At 57.2% G+C, this 17,219-nt stretch carries 16 protein-coding genes and 1 other RNA gene; 12 read left to right on the plus strand and 5 right to left on the minus strand.

Going from position 1 to position 17,219, the window contains the following annotated elements; all coding sequences use genetic code 11:
* The first annotated feature begins 18 nt into the window (after window positions 1-18).
* From IWX87_RS09070 to IWX87_RS09085, 4 genes are all read left to right on the plus strand, one after another.
* Entirely contained in the window at window positions 19-267 is a 249-nt protein-coding gene (locus tag IWX87_RS09070) for a cell division protein ZapB (RefSeq protein ID WP_196863204.1), read from the plus strand.
* Window positions 264-608, plus strand: coding sequence for a cell division protein ZapA (locus tag IWX87_RS09075; protein WP_196863205.1), 345 nt, complete (start codon window positions 264-266; stop codon window positions 606-608). Before IWX87_RS09070 ends, IWX87_RS09075 begins: the two co-directional genes overlap by 4 nt.
* A 51-nt stretch (window positions 609-659) precedes the next feature.
* Window positions 660-839: non-coding RNA, 6S RNA (ssrS, locus tag IWX87_RS09080), on the plus strand.
* A gap of 88 nt (window positions 840-927) precedes the next feature.
* Window positions 928-1,749, plus strand: coding sequence for a sulfite exporter TauE/SafE family protein (locus IWX87_RS09085; RefSeq protein WP_196863206.1), 822 nt, complete (start codon window positions 928-930; stop codon window positions 1,747-1,749).
* Between the two features lie 13 nt (window positions 1,750-1,762).
* Here the strand turns inward: IWX87_RS09085 and rraA are convergent, their stop codons facing one another.
* Window positions 1,763-2,275 (minus strand): ribonuclease E activity regulator RraA, encoded by a 513-nt coding sequence (gene rraA, locus IWX87_RS09090; protein WP_196863207.1) that lies wholly within the window; start codon window positions 2,273-2,275, stop codon window positions 1,763-1,765.
* 237 nt (window positions 2,276-2,512) lie between these two features.
* Between rraA and IWX87_RS09095 the strand changes: the two genes are divergently transcribed.
* The 6 genes from IWX87_RS09095 (at window position 2,513) to IWX87_RS09120 (ending at window position 9,097) form a co-directional block, all read left to right on the plus strand.
* Window positions 2,513-2,929, plus strand: a complete 417-nt coding sequence (locus IWX87_RS09095) for an SWIB/MDM2 domain-containing protein (RefSeq protein WP_196863208.1) — start codon at window positions 2,513-2,515, stop codon at window positions 2,927-2,929.
* A 341-nt stretch (window positions 2,930-3,270) separates the two neighbouring features.
* Window positions 3,271-4,281 (plus strand): ABC transporter permease subunit, encoded by a 1,011-nt coding sequence (locus tag IWX87_RS09100; RefSeq protein WP_196863209.1) that lies wholly within the window; start codon window positions 3,271-3,273, stop codon window positions 4,279-4,281.
* Window positions 4,278-5,183, plus strand: a complete 906-nt coding sequence (locus tag IWX87_RS09105) for an ABC transporter permease subunit (protein ID WP_196863210.1) — start codon at window positions 4,278-4,280, stop codon at window positions 5,181-5,183. The genes IWX87_RS09100 and IWX87_RS09105 overlap by 4 nt, the downstream gene beginning before the upstream one ends.
* Window positions 5,184-5,316: 133 nt before the next feature.
* Window positions 5,317-6,333, plus strand: a complete 1,017-nt coding sequence (locus IWX87_RS09110; RefSeq protein WP_196863211.1) for an ABC transporter ATP-binding protein — start codon at window positions 5,317-5,319, stop codon at window positions 6,331-6,333.
* Window positions 6,330-7,328 (plus strand): peptide ABC transporter ATP-binding protein, encoded by a 999-nt coding sequence (locus IWX87_RS09115; RefSeq protein ID WP_196863212.1) that lies wholly within the window; start codon window positions 6,330-6,332, stop codon window positions 7,326-7,328. The genes IWX87_RS09110 and IWX87_RS09115 overlap by 4 nt, the downstream gene beginning before the upstream one ends.
* Before the next feature lie 131 nt (window positions 7,329-7,459).
* Window positions 7,460-9,097: an ABC transporter substrate-binding protein gene (locus IWX87_RS09120; protein ID WP_280757504.1), complete on the plus strand. Its 1,638-nt coding sequence runs from the start codon at window positions 7,460-7,462 to the stop codon at window positions 9,095-9,097.
* Between the two features lie 146 nt (window positions 9,098-9,243).
* On the opposite strand, the gene ygiD is transcribed toward IWX87_RS09120, so the two are convergent.
* Entirely contained in the window at window positions 9,244-10,098 is an 855-nt protein-coding gene (gene ygiD / locus IWX87_RS09125; RefSeq protein ID WP_196863213.1) for a 4,5-DOPA dioxygenase extradiol, read from the minus strand.
* Between the two features lie 328 nt (window positions 10,099-10,426).
* Between ygiD and IWX87_RS09130 the strand changes: the two genes are divergently transcribed.
* Window positions 10,427-12,124, plus strand: a complete 1,698-nt coding sequence (locus IWX87_RS09130; protein ID WP_196863214.1) for a polyhydroxyalkanoate depolymerase — start codon at window positions 10,427-10,429, stop codon at window positions 12,122-12,124.
* Between the two features lie 70 nt (window positions 12,125-12,194).
* Window positions 12,195-12,875 carry an electron transport complex subunit RsxB gene (rsxB, locus tag IWX87_RS09135; protein ID WP_370583838.1) on the plus strand — a complete coding sequence of 227 codons (681 nt, stop codon included), beginning with the start codon at window positions 12,195-12,197 and terminating at the stop codon, window positions 12,873-12,875.
* Window positions 12,876-13,110: 235 nt separating this feature from the next.
* On the opposite strand, the gene IWX87_RS09140 is transcribed toward rsxB, so the two are convergent.
* Genes IWX87_RS09140 through IWX87_RS09150 form a run of 3 tightly spaced genes read right to left on the minus strand, consistent with a single transcriptional unit; the run spans window position 13,111 to window position 17,194 of the window.
* On the minus strand, window positions 13,111-13,593 hold the full coding sequence (locus tag IWX87_RS09140) for a VOC family protein (RefSeq protein ID WP_196863302.1): 483 nt from the start codon (window positions 13,591-13,593) through the stop codon (window positions 13,111-13,113).
* The gene (locus IWX87_RS09145) at window positions 13,593-15,641 is read right to left on the minus strand and encodes an acetyl/propionyl/methylcrotonyl-CoA carboxylase subunit alpha (protein WP_196863215.1); all 2,049 of its coding nucleotides are present in this window, start codon (window positions 15,639-15,641) and stop codon (window positions 13,593-13,595) included. The genes IWX87_RS09140 and IWX87_RS09145 overlap by 1 nt, the downstream gene beginning before the upstream one ends.
* A 20-nt stretch (window positions 15,642-15,661) precedes the next feature.
* Complete coding sequence (locus IWX87_RS09150; protein ID WP_196863216.1) at window positions 15,662-17,194, minus strand: acyl-CoA carboxylase subunit beta; 1,533 nt, start codon at window positions 17,192-17,194, stop codon at window positions 15,662-15,664.
* Window positions 17,195-17,219 lie beyond the last annotated feature (25 nt).

Raw genomic sequence — 17,219 nt, forward strand, 5'->3', positions numbered from 1 at the left:
CCTACAATCGCAAATGCCATGCTGAACCAACACCCAATCGATCCCATCGACCAAATTACCGAACGCGTAGAGCAGCTTTTGCTGCGCTACGAGCAATTGCAGCGCACCAACGCCCAGCTGCTCGAACAGGTCACAGCCTTGTCGCACGAGCGGGACTCGCTCAGGTCCCGTCTCAGTGCGGCCCGTGCCCGCGTGGATGCCCTGATCGAACGCCTGCCCGAAACCACCGACTCCGTTGTCAACCCCTTTGTGGACCCTGCGCGATGAAACAGCTAGAAGTGCAAATCATGGGCCAGAACTACATGCTGGGCTGCCCGGAAAACAGCGAAGCGCGTCTGCGTGAAGCGGTTGAAACCGTCGATTCGGCCATGTGCAAGATCCGTGATGCCGCCAAGGTGAAGGCACGTGATCGGATTGCCGTCTTGGCGGCACTGAATCTGGCTTATCAATTGCTGGAGCCTGCGCCCCCCATGCCTGAGCGTGTCTTGCAGAATCCAGACCCGCTGTCCGATGCCGCTGATGGGGTGAGCGGTGCGTCCCGCGCGCAACTGCAGTCATTGCTTCAAAAACTGGATGCCGCGCTGGCCAGCCAGAATTTGGCAGCGTGACCTTTTCGGTCAGTCCTGCGGCCATCGAATCGCCGTATGGGCCTACAATTGACTTGTCTGCGGTGCGCGCCGGGCTTTATATTTCCTTGAACCAATGCTCCACGAGCACGGGCTTGGTAAATTGTCAAACAGGCGTGATCGTCTCGCGTCAGACGAACCCGAAGTTTGACTGCCCTCGCCCACCTGAACCCCGGTTCAGGATGACGGTCCGGTGGCATTCGCAGACACCTAATTTTTTTAACAAGACTTCTCGTTTCAGGCACTGCCGCTGTGACCCGAATACGGCGGCCGTCCTGTTTCACCAACGTTTGCTGCCTCGATGATTCTCGAACCTTTGCTGATCGCTGAACTGGCCGTGCTTGGCGTGGGAACCGGCTTCCTGGCTGGCTTGCTGGGCATTGGCGGTGGCATGCTGATGGTGCCGTTCCTCACCATCATCCTGGCCAATCGCGGGGTTTCGGCAGACCTGGCAGTGAAAATGGCCATAGCCACCTCGATGGCAACTATTATTTTCACGTCACTTTCAAGCGTGAGGGCGCACCACAAGCGCGGCGCCGTGCGTTGGGACATCGTCAGGCGACTGGCGCCCGGCATCGTGGCGGGCAGCATCATTGGCAGCCTGGGCGTGTTTTCACTGCTCAAAGGATCTTACCTGGCGATTTTCTTTGGCGTATTCGTGAGTTTTTCAGCCACCCAAATGTTTCTGGACAAAAAACCCAAAGCTACGCGCCAGATGCCAGGGACGGGTGGTCAGTTGGCCGCTGGAGGCATCATCGGCTTTTTGTCTGGACTGGTCGGCGCAGGCGGTGGATTTATCAGTGTGCCCTTCATGACATGGTGCAATGTTCGCATCCACAATGCCGTCGCCACCTCTGCGGCGCTGGGTTTTCCGATTGCCCTGGCCAATGTGCTGGGCTATGTCATCAGCGGACAAACCGTGCAGAACCTGCCGGCAAACTCCCTGGGCTACATCTGGCTGCCAGCGCTGGCTGTTGTTGCCACGTGCAGTTTCCTCACTGCACCACTGGGCGCCAAGTCAGCGCACAATATTCCGGTCGGCAAACTCAAGCGGGTATTTGCCAGTATCCTGTATTTACTGGCAGCCTACATGCTGTACAAAGGGCTGAGCAGCTTGAACTGAGGTTTGCATACCTTTATTCATTCGTCGGTGACGCAATGACGACCATGCCGTCTTCATCGGCATACAGCCAGTCTCCCGGATATATCCACACCCCCTGAACCTGGACGGCTATGTCCCGTTGCCCCTGCTGCTTTTTTTCAGTGGGCAGTGGCATGGCAGCGAGCGCACAAATTCCGATGTCGCACTGCGCAAGCTCGACAACATCACGCACGCAGCCGTCCACCACGATGCCCACCCAGCCGTTTTTAGCCGCTGCAGCGCCCAGGTTACCGCCAACCAGCGCGCGGCGAAGTGAAGCGCCGCCGTCAATCACCAGCACCCGGCCTTCCCCGGGGGAATCCACTGCATCCTTGACCAGTGAATTGTCTTCAAAGCACTTAACAGTCGACACAGGTCCGCTAAAACGGGCAAGTCCCCCAAAGTTTTTGAACACGGGCAGCATCACCCGGAATTGGCCCGAGACGTCGTTTTTATGAATATCGCAAAGATCAGAGGTTGCGAATGCAGGGGAAGGTATGGGGGTCATTTCGACTTCACCTTAAAAAAATGTTGAAAAATTTTCCGTATGTCCATGCCGCCGTATTCGGTTGACTTCGATACTCAGGCATTGATTTTTTGATTTTCATGGGTAAATCTTCCAAACGAAGCCGGAAATAAAGTGTTTTCCCGCTTTCAAACATGATTTTCTCCAGTAGCATGCGTTAAGCCACGGAGAAGTTGTTCTTCGGATGGCGATCTGTCCACTGTCTAGAAGGAATCAATCATGGCAACTGCACCAAAAGCGCCAGCAAAAAAAGCGGCTCCAGAAAAAACTGTCGCTGCAAAAAAAGCGGCACCTGCCAAAACGGCTGCCGCCAAAAAAGCCGGCCCGGCCAAAGAGGCTGCAACGGCCAAATCAGCAGAAAAGAAAGTCGCTGTGCCTGCCAAGAAGCGCACACCAAATCCAGCTTTCATGAAGGCGCTGACCTTGAGCCCCGAGTTGTCCGCAGTGGTCGGCGACAAGCCCTTGCCGCGTACTGAAATTGTGAGCAAATTGTGGGTCTACATCAAGGCCAACAATTTGCAGGACCAGGCGAACAAACGCATGATCAATGCAGACACGAAACTGCTTGCTGTTTTCGGCAAGCCACAAGTGTCCATGTTTGAAATGGCCGGCCTGATTGGCAAGCACGTCAAGTAAACGTCTACACACCAGCCATCCTAAAAGCCGCAATTCAGCGGCTTTTTTCATGCCTGTTTTTTGGGTTGCCAATAGGTGCCGACGCCGATCCGGCTGATTGCTTGCGCAGCTAGGGTAAACAAGGAGAAATGACGCACCAAAATCGGTCGGGACAGAAAATTATTGGCTAAGATTAAAAAAAGACTTGCGCATTTATTGCTACATTGCAATTGCTTCAGGTTAAGTTCAAGCGTTCTGGCACTGAAAAAATGTTGCCTGTCGAGCCAGCTGCAGTTTGTCCTTATATTCAATCATTTGCTGGCCCTGTCCCCCACGAACCAGACCAGTAGTTTTTCAAATCCATGCTGCGCTTTATTTTCACCCGCCTGAGCCTGATCATTCCTACCTTCCTGGGCATGACATTGCTGGCTTTTTTCCTGATCCGCATGGTGCCGGGAGACCCGATTGAAACCATGGCGGGCGAGCGCGGCATTGATCCGGCGCGCCATGCCCAATTACTCAAGGAGTTCGGCCTCGACAAGCCGGTGCTGGTGCAGTACGGCATCTATATCGGCCGGGTGCTCGAGGGAGACCTCGGCAAGTCGCTGATCACCCAGGAACCGGTCCTCAGCGAATTCATGACGCTGTTTCCGGCCACCATTGAACTGGCCGTCTGCGCCATTCTTTTCGCGCTGCTGATCGGCATTCCGGCCGGGATTCTTGCGGCTGTCAAGCGAAACTCCATCCTTGACCACGGCGTGATGGGCATTTCCCTGACGGGTTATTCAATGCCGATTTTCTGGTGGGGGTTGCTGCTGATCCTGCTTTTTTCAGTCCAGCTGGGATGGACGCCGGTGTCGGGCCGCATGTCCGTACAGTACTACATTGAGCCAACCACAGGTTTCCTGCTGATCGACTCGCTCCTGTCAGACGACAAGGGCGCCTTCTGGTCGGCGGCTTCGCACCTGATTTTGCCGACGATTGTGCTGGGTACCAATCCGCTGGCCGTCATTGCGCGCATGACGCGCTCGGCCATGCTTGAAGTGCTGGGTGAGGACTACATCCGTACTGCGCGCGCCAAGGGCCTGTCCAACCTGCGCGTGGTGGCCGTTCATGCCCTGCGCAACGCCTTGATTCCGGTGGTCACCGTGATAGGACTGCAGGTCGGCGTGCTGTTCACTGGCGCCATCCTGACCGAAACAATTTTTTCATGGCCCGGTGTCGGAAAATGGCTAATTGAAGCCATCAGCCGGCGCGACTACCCGGTGCTGCAGGGCGGCATCCTGCTGCTGGGCGCCATTGTCATGGCGGTCAACCTGCTGGTGGACATCACCTACGGCATCATCAATCCCCGCATCAGGCACCAGCGATGAGCACGGTTATTTTGAAAACGAAGCTTTCCAGCGGACCCGCCCCGGTCCATCCCTTGCGCGAATTCTGGAGCTATTTCAGCGCCAACCGTGGTGCCGTGATGGGTTTGGTTGTTGTCGTGACGGTGCTGCTGGTGGCCTTGTTTGCCCCGTGGCTGGCACCGCATTCCCCCAACATCACAGACAGCACTGTTTTCCTGCAGCCCCCCGCCTGGCAAGTGGGCGGCTCCTGGTCCTACCCCCTGGGCACCGACGCCATTGGCAGAGACATCCTGTCTCGCCTGATGTACGGCGCGCGGCTGTCGCTGGTCATCGGCCTGGCTGTGGTGGCGATATCGGTGGTGGTGGGCACCGTGCTGGGTCTGCTGGCCGGATTTTTCCGGGGTGTTTTTGAAATTGCCATCATGCGGCTAATGGACATCATCCTGACCCTGCCCAGTCTGTTGCTGGCCATTGTCATCGTCGCCATTCTGGGCCCCGGCCTGATGAATGCGATGCTGGCGGTGGCCATCGTGGTGTTGCCGCATTACGTGCGTATTACACGCGCAGCAGTTATTGCCGAAACATCCCGAGACTACGTCACCGCAGCCCGCATGAGCGGCGCGGGCCGGATGCGGCTGATGTTCAGCGAAATTTTGCCGAATTGCGCTGCGCCGCTGATCGTGCAGGCGTCACTTGGTGTTTCCACTGCCATTCTTGACGCTGCGGCGCTTGGCTTCCTGGGTTTGGGGGCGCAACCACCTTCACCCGAATGGGGCACCATGCTGGCGGATGCCCGTGAATTCGTGCTGCGCGCCTGGTGGGTCGTGACCTTTCCCGGGCTGGCCATCCTGATCACCGTTCTGGCCTTCAATTTGCTGGGCGACGGACTGCGCGATGCGTTCGACCCCAAACTCAAACGATGAATAAGATCGATATACACCCGATAGACCTCTTCGCAAGTAACAGCACGGAGAAGGCCTTGCCGGGCCGCAGGTGTTGTCCCCAGCGCGGGGATCCGGCTACACGCAGTGAGCCGAGAAGGGGCAGGATTTAAACATGGCTCTGCTTGAAATAGAAAACCTGTCCGTCGAGTTTCCCTCGCAAAACGGCGTGATGCATGCGGTGGACGGCGTCAGCCTGTCGCTGGAAGAAGGCGAAGTCCTGGGCATCGTCGGCGAATCCGGCTCCGGCAAAAGCGTTACCATGATGGCCCTCATGGGCTTGGTGGCCTTTCCAGGCCGGGTGCGCGCCGACAAGTTGCGTTTTGCCGGCCACGACCTGTTTTCACTGTCGGATGGCGAGCGCAGCAAGCTCACCGGCAAGGACGTGGCGATGATTTTCCAGGACCCGACCACCAGCCTGAACCCGTGCTTTACCGTCGGCTTCCAGATCACGGAGACGCTGCGCCTGCATCTGGGCCTGGACCGCAAGGCCGCCACACGCCAGGCCATCGAGCTGCTGGAGCAGGTTGGCATTCCAGCGCCCGAAAGTCGGCTCAAGGCGTATCCGCACCAGCTGTCAGGCGGCATGAACCAGCGCGTGATGATTGCCATGGCGATTGCCTGCAATCCGCGCTTGTTGATTGCCGACGAGCCGACCACCGCCCTCGACGTGACCATCCAGGCGCAAATCCTTGATCTGCTGCGCAGCCTGCAAAAGGAACGTGGCATGGCGCTGGTGCTGATCACCCACAACATGGGCGTTGTGTCCGAGATGGCGCAGCGCGTGGCCGTCATGTATGCCGGCCAGATCATGGAAGAGCAAAGCGCCCACGCCTTGTTCAACAGTCCCCAGCATCCCTACACCGAAGCATTGCTGGCCGCGCTGCCCGAGCGCAGCGATGGCAACAGCCGGCTGGCGACTATTCCCGGCATGGTGCCCGGCCTCTACGACCGGCCAACCGGCTGCCTGTTTGCACCGCGCTGCGCCTACGCCACCGAGCATTCGCGAACCGTGCGCCCGGCGCTGCGCGCCTGGCAGGACGGCATGGTGCGCTGCCACTATCCGCTGGGCGACCCCGGCAGGGAAGCGGCCATGGCGCACGACAACCCCATGCCGGAAACCGCACGATGAGGAGCCCAGCCCCAGTGACCGCGCCCGTGGTCGAAGCCAAAAACCTCAAGCGCGTCTATGAAATCCGGCGTGGCTTCATGGCCAGGCCCGATCTGCTTCAGGCTGTCGGCGGCGTGTCGTTCACCGTCCACGCCGGCAAGACGCTGGCTGTGGTCGGTGAATCGGGCTGCGGAAAATCAACGCTGGCGCGCATGGTGTCGCTGATTGAAACCCCAAGCAGTGGCGAACTCAGCATCACCGGCGTCGATGCGGTGCACGGTTCAGACGAACAGCACTTGAAGCTTCGCAAGGCGGTTCAACTGGTGTTCCAGAACCCCTACGGATCGCTCAACCCGCGAAAGAAAATCGGTGCCATTCTGGAAGCACCGCTTGAAATCAATACGCCCCTGACGGCGCCCGAGCGGGCCGAAAAAGCGCAGGCCATGCTGGCACTGGTCGGCCTTCGGCCCGAGCATTACGACCGTTATCCGCACATGTTTTCCGGCGGTCAGCGCCAGCGTGTCGCCATTGCCCGCGCGCTGATGCTGAACCCGGCGCTGGTGGTGGCCGACGAGCCGGTGTCGGCGCTGGACGTGTCGATTCAGGCGCAGGTGCTCAACCTGCTGGCCGACCTGCAGCAGTCGATGGGGCTGGCGTATCTCTTCATCTCGCATGACCTGGGCGTCGTGCGCCACATCGCCCACGACGTACTGGTGATGTACCTGGGCCATGCCGTCGAACAGGGCGAGAAAAACACGCTGTTCGCACAACCGCTGCATCCCTACACCCAGGCTTTGCTGGCTTCGACCCCCAGCCTGGCCGGCAGCAGCGTCATCAAGCACCGCATCGTGCTCAAGGGCGAACTGCCTTCGCCTCTCAATCCACCCAAAGGCTGCGTGTTTTCCACCCGTTGTCCGCATGTGACCGAACGCTGCCGTGCCGAAAGACCGGAGCTTCGCGATGTTGCCGGCCGGCGCGTTGCCTGCCACTATGCCGAAAATTTTATGGTTGCGTGAACTCAGGAACAACACCTTGCCCTCTTTGTTGCGAACCCTTTTCGAATGACCAGCAAGCACACGCCAAGCGTGTGGGAAGTCTGGCCGCCAGCCCGCTGCGATGCAGCACCAACCTCGAAGGAAGTCGTCAGATGAAACAGACCCTCACCCCTGCCAGCCGGCTGCGTCCCCTGAAGCGCACTCTGATTTGCGCGCTGGCTCTGCCCGCATTGCTGGCGCTTTCGCCGGTATCGGCCAAAACCCTGGTGTTTTGCTCCGAAGGCAGCCCGGAAAACTTTTATCCCGGCGTGAACACCACGGGCACGTCCTTTGATGCCAATGACCCCATCTATAACCGCATCGTCGAGTTTGAGCGTGGCGGCACCACTGTGGTGCCAGGGTTGGCCGAAAAGTGGGACATCTCGGCCGACGGCAAGGAATACACCTTTCATCTGCGCAAAGGCGTGAAATGGCATAACACGAGCAAAAGCTTCAAGCCCACGCGCGACTTCAATGCCGACGATGTGCTGTTCATGTTCGAGCGTCAGTGGAAGGAAGACAACGCTTTTTTCAGGGTCACCAGCCCCAACCACTCCTATTTCAGCGACATGGGCATGCCCAAGCTGCTGACATCGGTACAAAAGGTTGATGACTACACCATCAAGATTACGCTGAACAAGCCTGAAGCGCCTTTCCTGGCCAATCTGGCAATGCCTTATGCGGCTGTCCAGTCGAAGGAATATGCCGATGCCATGTTGAAAGCCGGCACACCGGAAAAGATCGACCAGGACCCTATCGGCACAGGCCCTTTCTCGCTGCTTCAGTACCAGAAGGATGCCGTCATCCGCTACAAGGCGTTTCCCCAGCATTGGGCCGGCAAGGCCAAGATTGACGACCTGATTTACTCGATCACGCCCGATGCGTCGGTGCGCTGGGCCAAGTTGCAAAAAGGCGAATGCCACGTCATGCCCTACCCCAACCCGGCTGACCTGGAGGCGATTCGCAAGGATCCGAACGTGCAGGTTCTGGAGCAACCAGGACTCAACGTCGGCTACCTGGCTTACAACACCACTAAAAAGCCGTTTGACGACGTGCGCGTGCGCAAGGCCATCAACATGGCAATCAATAAAAAGGCCATTGTGGACGGCGTGTATCTGGGAACCGGAATCGTCGCAAAGAATCCGATTCCGCCAACGATGTGGTCCTATAACGACGCCATCAAGGATGACGAGTACAACCCTGAAGCTGCCAAGAAATTGCTGGCGGCAGCCGGCTACCCGGACGGATTCACCACTGATTTATGGGCCATGCCGGTGCAGCGCCCGTACAACCCGAATGCCAAACGGATTGCCGAGCTGATGCAGGCTGATCTGGTCAAGGTCGGCGTCAAGGCTGAAATCAAGAGCTTTGAATGGGGCGAATACCGCAAGCGGATGCAGGCCGGCGAGCATCAGATGGGCATGCTGGGCTGGACCGGCGACAACGGCGATCCGGACAACTTTTTGTACACACTGCTGGGCTGCGCTTCGGCGCAGTCGGTCAGCGGAAGCAACATTGCCAAGTTTTGCTACCAGCCGTATGAAGATATTGTGCTGAAGGCCAAAACCGTGACCAGCATGGCCGAACGCACCAAGCTGTACCAGCAGGCGCAGGTAATTTTCAAAGAGCAGGCACCCTGGTTCACCATTGCCCATGCTGTGCAGATCAAACCAGTCCGCAAAAACGTCATTGACTTCAAGAACTCGCCGTTTGGCCGGCATAACTTCTACGGCGTCGACATCAAGGAATAAGCAGCCTGGCCTGCCTGCAAGGGTCCGCCACCTACCATGCCAGTCAGCGATCAACTGACCGGCATTTTTATTTTATTAGTAGTAATTTATGGCATTTGCGCATACTGGTATTGCTTTAGCAGCTACATCTTTCATAGCATTGACGTTCAACCCCAGACCATCGAGCGCATGGAGATCGAGCCGCCCTGGAAGCTGGTGTTAAAAAACCGCATCGGTTCGCGCGCATCAACCGCACCGGCCGCATACAGCAATGGCAAGTAATGCTCATGGGTCGGATGGGCCATGCTGGCCAGTGAACCCAGCTTCTGAAAATTGGGCAAGGCATCCAGATTGCCTTGCTGAAGTTGCCCGCCTATGGTCTGGTCGAACTCCAGCGCCCAGTCAAAAGCCTGGTTGCCGCTGGCGCCGCGCTGCATCTGGCGCAGGTTGTGCACGATGTTGCCGCTGGCCACAATCAACACGCCCCGGTCACGCAGCGCCTTGAGCTGCTTGGCCAGGGCGTAATGGTCTTCGGGCGCGCGTCCGTAGTCCATGCTGAGCTGGATCACCGGAATGTCGGCGTCGGGAAACATTGGCTTGAGCACTGACCAGGCGCCATGGTCCAGACCCCATTCACCAGTATCAAGCCCCAGCGGCGCCGACGCACGCTGCCGGACCAGCACGCTGATGGCGCGCGCCGCATCTGGATCGCCGGGTGCAGGGTATTGCTGGTCAAACAGTTCCTGCGGAAATCCGCCAAAGTCATGAATGGTCTTGGGTTGCGCCATGGCGGTGAGCCACCAGCCTTGCGTCAGCCAGTGGGCCGAAATGCACAGGATCAGTTGCGGTCGGGGCAGTTCTGTGCCAAACCGGGCACCCAGGGCCTGCCAGCTTCGCCGGTATTCGTTGTCGCCAATGGCATTCATTGGACTGCCATGCCCAATGAACATGACCGGCAATCTGTCAGATTTTTTCAGCGACGGCAAGCTGTCAAGGGAATGGGCATTTAGCGGGTTGAGCATGTTTGTCCTCTGGAAATGATGAAGTAGAAAGTCTTGCTCAGTAGATTGCTACAAAATTGATATTTTGGCGAAGAGTTCCTTCAAAGCTTGGCGAGCTTTTCCGATACCGCAAACCAACTCTTCTTGTTTTTATAAGAAATTTTCTCTAGCATAGAGTTCCATCAAAGACTTGGTCTCAATACCTAAAATGAGGTATTCTGTTTTTATAAATTTGTTATTTTTTGTTAGAAATTGGCAATTATCCCTAGTTGACAAGTAGCTTCGACTGTTATATTGCACTGCAACATATTTGGTTTTTTAAAATTTTTCATAAAAAAGGTTCCTCCCGATGCTGTACAAACTCTATGAATCCCAGCGCACGTTGATGGAGCCGTTTGTTGACTTTGCGCAGGCAGCGGCAAAGCTCTATACCAGCCCTTTGTCACCCCTTGGTAAAACTCCGCTGTCCCAGCGTGTCTCGGCCGGCTACAGCCTCATGTACCGGCTTGGCAAAGACTACGAAAAGCCATCGTTCGACATCCATCAGGTGGATGTTGACAAGCAAGGTGTAAGTTTGGCGATCCATGAGCGCATCGAAGTTGACAAACCTTTTTGCGAGCTGCGCCGATTCAAGCGGTTCACAGATGATTCTGACACGCTCACGCAACTCAAAGACCAGCCAGCCGTGCTGGTGGTCGCGCCCTTGTCGGGCCATTACTCCACTCTGCTGCGTGACACAGTCAAGACCATGCTCAAAGACCACAAGGTCTACATCACCGACTGGAAAAATGCACGTGATGTGCCGCTGTCCGAAGGCGCTTTCCACCTCGACGACTATGTGAACTATGTGCAGGAATTCATTCGCCATCTGCAAGGCAAATACGGCAATTGCCATGTCATCAGCGTTTGCCAACCCACCGTGCCTGTATTCGCGGCGATTTCGCTGATGGCATCCCGCGGAGAAAAAACCCCGCTGTCCATGATCATGATGGGCGGCCCGATTGATGCACGCCTGTGTCCCACATCGGTTAACAACCTGGCGACGACCAAGCCCTACGAGTGGTTTGAAAACAATGTGATCTATGCCGTGCCTGGAAACTTTGCTGGCAAGGGACGACGTGTCTACCCCGGCTTCCTGCAGCATACCGGTTTTGTGGCCATGAACCCCGACCGCCATGCCACCAGTCACTATGACTTCTTCAAGAATTTGATCAAGGGCGACGACGTCAGCACAGATGCGCATCGCAAGTTCTATGATGAGTACAACGCTGTTCTTGATATGGACGCCGACTATTATCTTGAAACCATCAAAACGGTTTTCCAGGATTTCAAACTCGTCAATAGCACCTGGGACGTAATGTCCACTGAAGGTAATCTTGAGCGCGTCAAACCGGGCGACATTAAAACTACGGCCGTGATGACCGTGGAAGGCGAACTGGACGATATTTCCGGCTCCGGCCAGACCCGCGCGGCGCTTGACATGTGCAGTGGCGTGGCAGCAGGCCAAAAGGTCCATCTGGAAGCCGAAGGCGCTGGCCATTACGGTATTTTCAGCGGTCGACGCTGGCGTGACGTGGTCTATCCAGCGGTAAAAAGCTTCATTCTCCAACATAACGAGCCACTCGCACACATTGGAAAAGCGCCAGTAGCAGCTAAAAAAGCAGCTAAGCCGGTGAATCAGCCAACACTGGAAACTCCTTCAACACTCAAGACATCAACGACCTTGGTCGCCGCTGAAGCTGAGAAACAAGCTGCCAAGCGCGGCACCAAGACTGCAACCACAACACCCGGGCTTAAATCAAAAGTGGCGGCTGCGGAATCACCGGCAAAAGAGATTCCGAACGGCGCAGAAAAACCTCCAGTGGGCAAGCCTGTGCTGATGGCCGTCAAAAATACAGCGAACAAGCCGGAATTTGTTTCCAAGAACAACCCGACTGCAGAGGCACAGACTACGACCATGCCGGATGCAACCGTGGCCTCGGCCCCGGATTCAGGGGTCAAAGCATCAACCGACACGCCTATTCCTCCGGAAAAATCAGCTGCATGAGAAAGCTTGGCGCGGTCCAACATGTGACAGCGCCTTAAAAGCGGTTTGACAACCAGTGGGACAATAGGTTGTGACGCCAACCTATCCCAACACTCTGTTTGACCGCATCAATTCAGCACTCCCCCAGACGCAATGCACGCGCTGTGGCTACATAGATTGCGCGGCCTACGCGCAAGCCATTGTTTCAGACCAAGCGGCCATCAACCAGTGTCCGCCCGGCGGAATCGAAGGAATAAGGCGCCTGTCAGCCATAACAGCCTTGCCGGTGCTGCCGCTGAATCCCCTGAATGGACTGGAAGGGCCGCGTTCCGTTGCTTTCATCGATGAAGACTGGTGCATCGGTTGCACCTTGTGCATCAAGGCCTGTCCAGTGGATGCAATCGTCGGCAGCAACAAAATGATGCATACCGTGATTGAGCCCGTCTGCACGGGATGCGAGTTATGCCTGCCGGTTTGCCCTGTCGACTGCATCAAGCTGGAAGACGTCACCGGGACCCGCACAGGCTGGAATGCCTGGTCAGAGCCTCAAGCACAAGCCGCACATGCACGCCATGAAGTTCATAAGCATAGAAACAATCGGGACAAGCACAAAGTCTCTGAAATTTCTGAAGAAACAGCAGCTACGACGATGAATCCGGCAAGCCAGCAGTCTGCCCGGACGCAGCCGGCTACCGACGAGGCTGAACGCAAACGCGCAATCATCAAGGCAGCACTGGAACGGTCACGCGCCCAGCGTGTGCCAAAGACATGAACTTTGGGTTGCGCGGAAAATACTTCCAGATTGAATCCTGGCATTGACATCAGTTGGCAACGAAATTCCTGCATACGACACAGTCAACAAACACTTCGCCCCTTTGGTTCAAAAAAGGCACTGAGAAATGCATGCGTGGCTTGGGACCTTCGACACGGAGTCGACTCTCTGCGGTTAACGCAACAGTCTGACGGAAAAATTCAACGCGGTGTCGTGACCAAGTCACTTTTCAGCGTTAGGTTTGTGCACTGAACGCGTTGATGACTTCTTCCGGAGCCTGGACCATTTCAATCAGCACGCCCTCGCCAGCGATCGGAAACTCTTCATTCGACTTGGGATGCAGGAAGCAGATGTCAAAACCCGCTGCCCCCTTACGGATGCCGCCCGGCGCAAAGCGAACGCCCTGCGCCGTGAGCCATTGCACTGCAGCGGGCAGGTCGTCAATCCACAAACCAACATGGTTGAGCGGCGTGGTGTGGACTGCCGGTTTTTTATCAATATCCACCGGCTGCATCAGGTCCACCTCAACCTTGAACGGGCCGGTGCCGATGCTGCAGATATCTTCATCGACATTCTCGCGTTCACTGACGAAGTTACCGGTGACCTCCAGCCCCAGCATATCGACCCACAACCGGCGAAGCCTGTCCTTGTGAGTGGCGCCAATGGCGATCTGCTGGATGCCCAGCACCTTGAACGGGCGCTTGTCAGCCGCCGCCATCATACAAACTCCACAATCGGCTGGTCCACGCTCAGCGACTCGCCCCTGGATGCCAGTACCTTGCCAACCACCCCGTCTGCCATGGCGAACAGCACGTTTTCCATCTTCATGGCCTCGATCACGGCCACGCGCTCGCCGGCCTGCACCTTTTGACCGACTTGCACCGACACCTCAGCCAACAAGCCAGGCATGGGCGAAAGCACAAAGCGACTCATGTCCGGCGGTGCCTTGAAAGGCATCAGCGCATGAAACCCGGCGGCACGCGGCGACAAGACCATGGCATCGAGCCGGGTGCCGTTGTGAATGATGCGTATCGCCAGTGGATTCTTGCCCACGCCACGTTCGACCTGCGCGGCAAACGGCTGCCCATTGACAGTGCCGCGAATGCGCGCACCGCCCAGATGCCAGCCGCTACATATTTCATAGCGCTTATCACCCGTCTGTACTGCGCTGGAGCCTGAAACGGCTTGATAATCCCGCACCACTGCAGGTTGCGCGGTGTTTTCACCGCTGTCGCCCAGGCCAATCACCACATACTCTTCGCCCACCGTGACGCCATGGCCCGGCAACTGGCCGCTGATGCCAGCAGCCCTCGCCAGGATGCGGCGATTCACATACGCAGCCAATGCCACCAAAAAGTCGGCATCTTCATGCGGCACGTCTTCGGCACGGAAACCGTTGGCGTAGTTTTCGGCAATGAAACCGGTGTTGAAGTCGCCGGCCACAAACTTCGGATGCGCAAGCAAGGCCGCCTGGAATGGAATGTTGCTGCTGACGCCGCGAATCACAAAGCTGTTCAGCGCCTCGCGCATCTTCGCAATGGCGTCATTGCGGTCAGTGCCGTGCACGATCAGCTTGGCAATCATCGAGTCATAGAACATCGGAATCTCGCCGCCGTCCTGCACGCCGGTATCGACCCGCACGCCGTGTAGGTGTTCGATGTCCGATGCAAACATCGTTTCCTTGGGTGGCTGAAAGCGCACCAGCCGGCCCGTGGAGGGCAAAAATCCCCGGAAAGGGTCTTCGGCATTGATGCGGCATTCAATCGCCCAGCCGTCGCGCTTGACCTGATCTTGCGTGAGCGGCAACGCTTCGCCAGCCGCCACGCGAATCATCAATTCCACCAGGTCCAGGCCGGTGATGCATTCAGTGACCGGATGCTCGACCTGCAAGCGAGTGTTCATTTCCAGGAAATAAAAGCTCTGGTCCTTGCCAACGACAAACTCGACCGTGCCGGCCGACTGGTAGTTCACGGCCTTGGCCAGTTGCACCGCCTGCTCGCCCATCGCCTTGCGCGTCTCGTCGCTGATGAAGGGCGATGGCGCTTCTTCGATCACCTTCTGGTGACGGCGCTGGATCGAGCACTCGCGTTCATTCAGGTAGATTACATTGCCATGGCTGTCGCCGATCAACTGGATTTCGATATGGCGCGGTTCCTCGACAAACTTCTCGATAAACACCCGGTCGTCGCCAAAGCTGTTACGCGCTTCGTTGCGGCAACTGGTGTAGCCCTCGAACGCTTCCTTGTCGTTGAAGGCGACACGCAAACCCTTGCCACCGCCGCCAGCGCTGGCCTTGATCATCACCGGGTAGCCGATACTCTGCGCAATTTCCACCGCTTTTTCAGCCGTTTCAATCGCGTCGTTGACGCCCGGAATGCAGTTCACGCCCGCAGCCCCTGCCAGCTTCTTGGATTCGATCTTGTCACCCATGGCGGCAATCGAATAATGCTTGGGGCCGATGAAAACAATGCCTTCTTCCTCCACCCGCTTGGCAAAGCCCGCATTTTCACTGAGGAAACCGTAGCCGGGATGCACCGCTTCGGCGCCAGTCTGCTTGCAGGCGGCAATGATTTTTTCGGCTTGCAGGTAGCTGTCACGGCTTGGCGCGGGCCCGATGTTGACGGCTTCATCGGCCAGTTCGACATGGCGGGCATCCTTGTCGGCGTCTGAATACACCGCCACCGTCTTGATTCCCATCTTGCGGGCGGTAAGAATAACCCGGCAGGCAATTTCGCCCCGGTTGGCGATCAGAATTTTGGTAAACATCGTATTTTTTCCTCGGGCGCTTAGAGTGGAATATTGCCGTGCTTGCGCCACGGATTTTCAAGCTTCTTGTCCTTGAGCATCACCAGCGAGCGGCAGATGCGCTTGCGGGTTTCGTGCGGCAGGATCACGTCGTCGATGAAGCCGCGCGCGCCGGCGACAAACGGATTGGCAAACCGTGCCTTGTATTCGGCTTCCTTGGCGGCGAGCTTGACCGGGTCGCCCTTGTCTTCGCGAAAGATGATCTCGACCGCGCCCTTGGCGCCCATGACGGCAATTTCGGCATTCGGCCAGGCAAAGTTCACGTCGCCGCGCAGGTGCTTGGAACTCATCACGTCATATGCGCCGCCGTAGGCCTTGCGGGTGATGACGGTGATTTTTGGCACCGTGCATTCGGCATAGGCATACAGCAGCTTGGCGCCATGCTTGATGATGCCGCCGTATTCCTGCGAGGTGCCGGGCATGAAGCCGGGCACATCGACAAAGGTAATGACCGGAATGTTGAAGGCATCGCAAAACCGCACAAAGCGTGCCGCCTTGATGGAGCTTTTGATGTCAAGGCAGCCGGCCAGCACCAAAGGCTGATTGGCGACAATGCCGACCGACTGTCCTTCCATGCGGGCAAAACCGATGATGATGTTCTTCGCGTACTCGGGCTGGATCTCGAAAAAGTCGCCATCGTCGACCGTCTTGGTGATGAGTTCCTTCATGTCGTACGCCTTGTTGGCGCTCAAGGGCACCAGCGTGTCCAGGCTCATGTCCATGCGGTTGGCCGGGTCGGCGCTGGGGCGCGTCGGCGCTTTTTCGCGGTTGTTCAGCGGCAGGTAGTTGTACAGGCGGCGCAGCATGATGAGCGCTTCGACATCGTTCTCGAACGCCAGGTCGGCCACGCCACTCCGGGTGGTGTGGGTGATGGCGCCGCCCAGTTCTTCGGCTGTTACTTCCTCATGCGTCACGGTCTTGACCACTTCGGGGCCGGTGACAAACATGTAGGACGAGTCCTTGACCATGAAAATGAAGTCGGTCATGGCCGGTGAATAGACCGCGCCGCCTGCTGAAGGCCCCATGATCATGCTGATCTGCGGAATCACGCCGCTGGCCATGACGTTGCGCTGGAACACGTCGGCATAACCGCCCAGCGACGCCACGCCTTCCTGAATGCGCGCCCCGCCCGAATCGTTCAGGCCGATCACCGGCGCGCCGACCTTCATCGCCTGGTCCATCACCTTGCAGATTTTTTCGGCATGGGCTTCGCTCAGGGCGCCGCCAAACACGGTGAAATCCTGGCTGAAGACAAACACCAGCCTGCCATTGATCATGCCGTAGCCAGTGACCACGCCGTCACCCGGAATCTTGTTGTCCTGCATGCCGAAGTCGCTGCAGCGGTGTTCGACAAACATGTCCCATTCCTCGAATGTGCCTTCGTCCAGCAATACGTCCAGACGCTCGCGCGCCGTCAGCTTGCCTTTTCCATGCTGCGCATCAATGCGCTTTTGGCCCCCGCCCAAGCGGGCCGCCGCGCGCTTTTTTTCCAATTGCTCAAGAATTTCCTGCATACATCGCTTTCTTTTGATTCTGACT

The organism is Polaromonas sp. CG_9.7, from assembly GCF_015752205.1.
Taxonomy (GTDB): domain Bacteria; phylum Pseudomonadota; class Gammaproteobacteria; order Burkholderiales; family Burkholderiaceae_C; genus Polaromonas.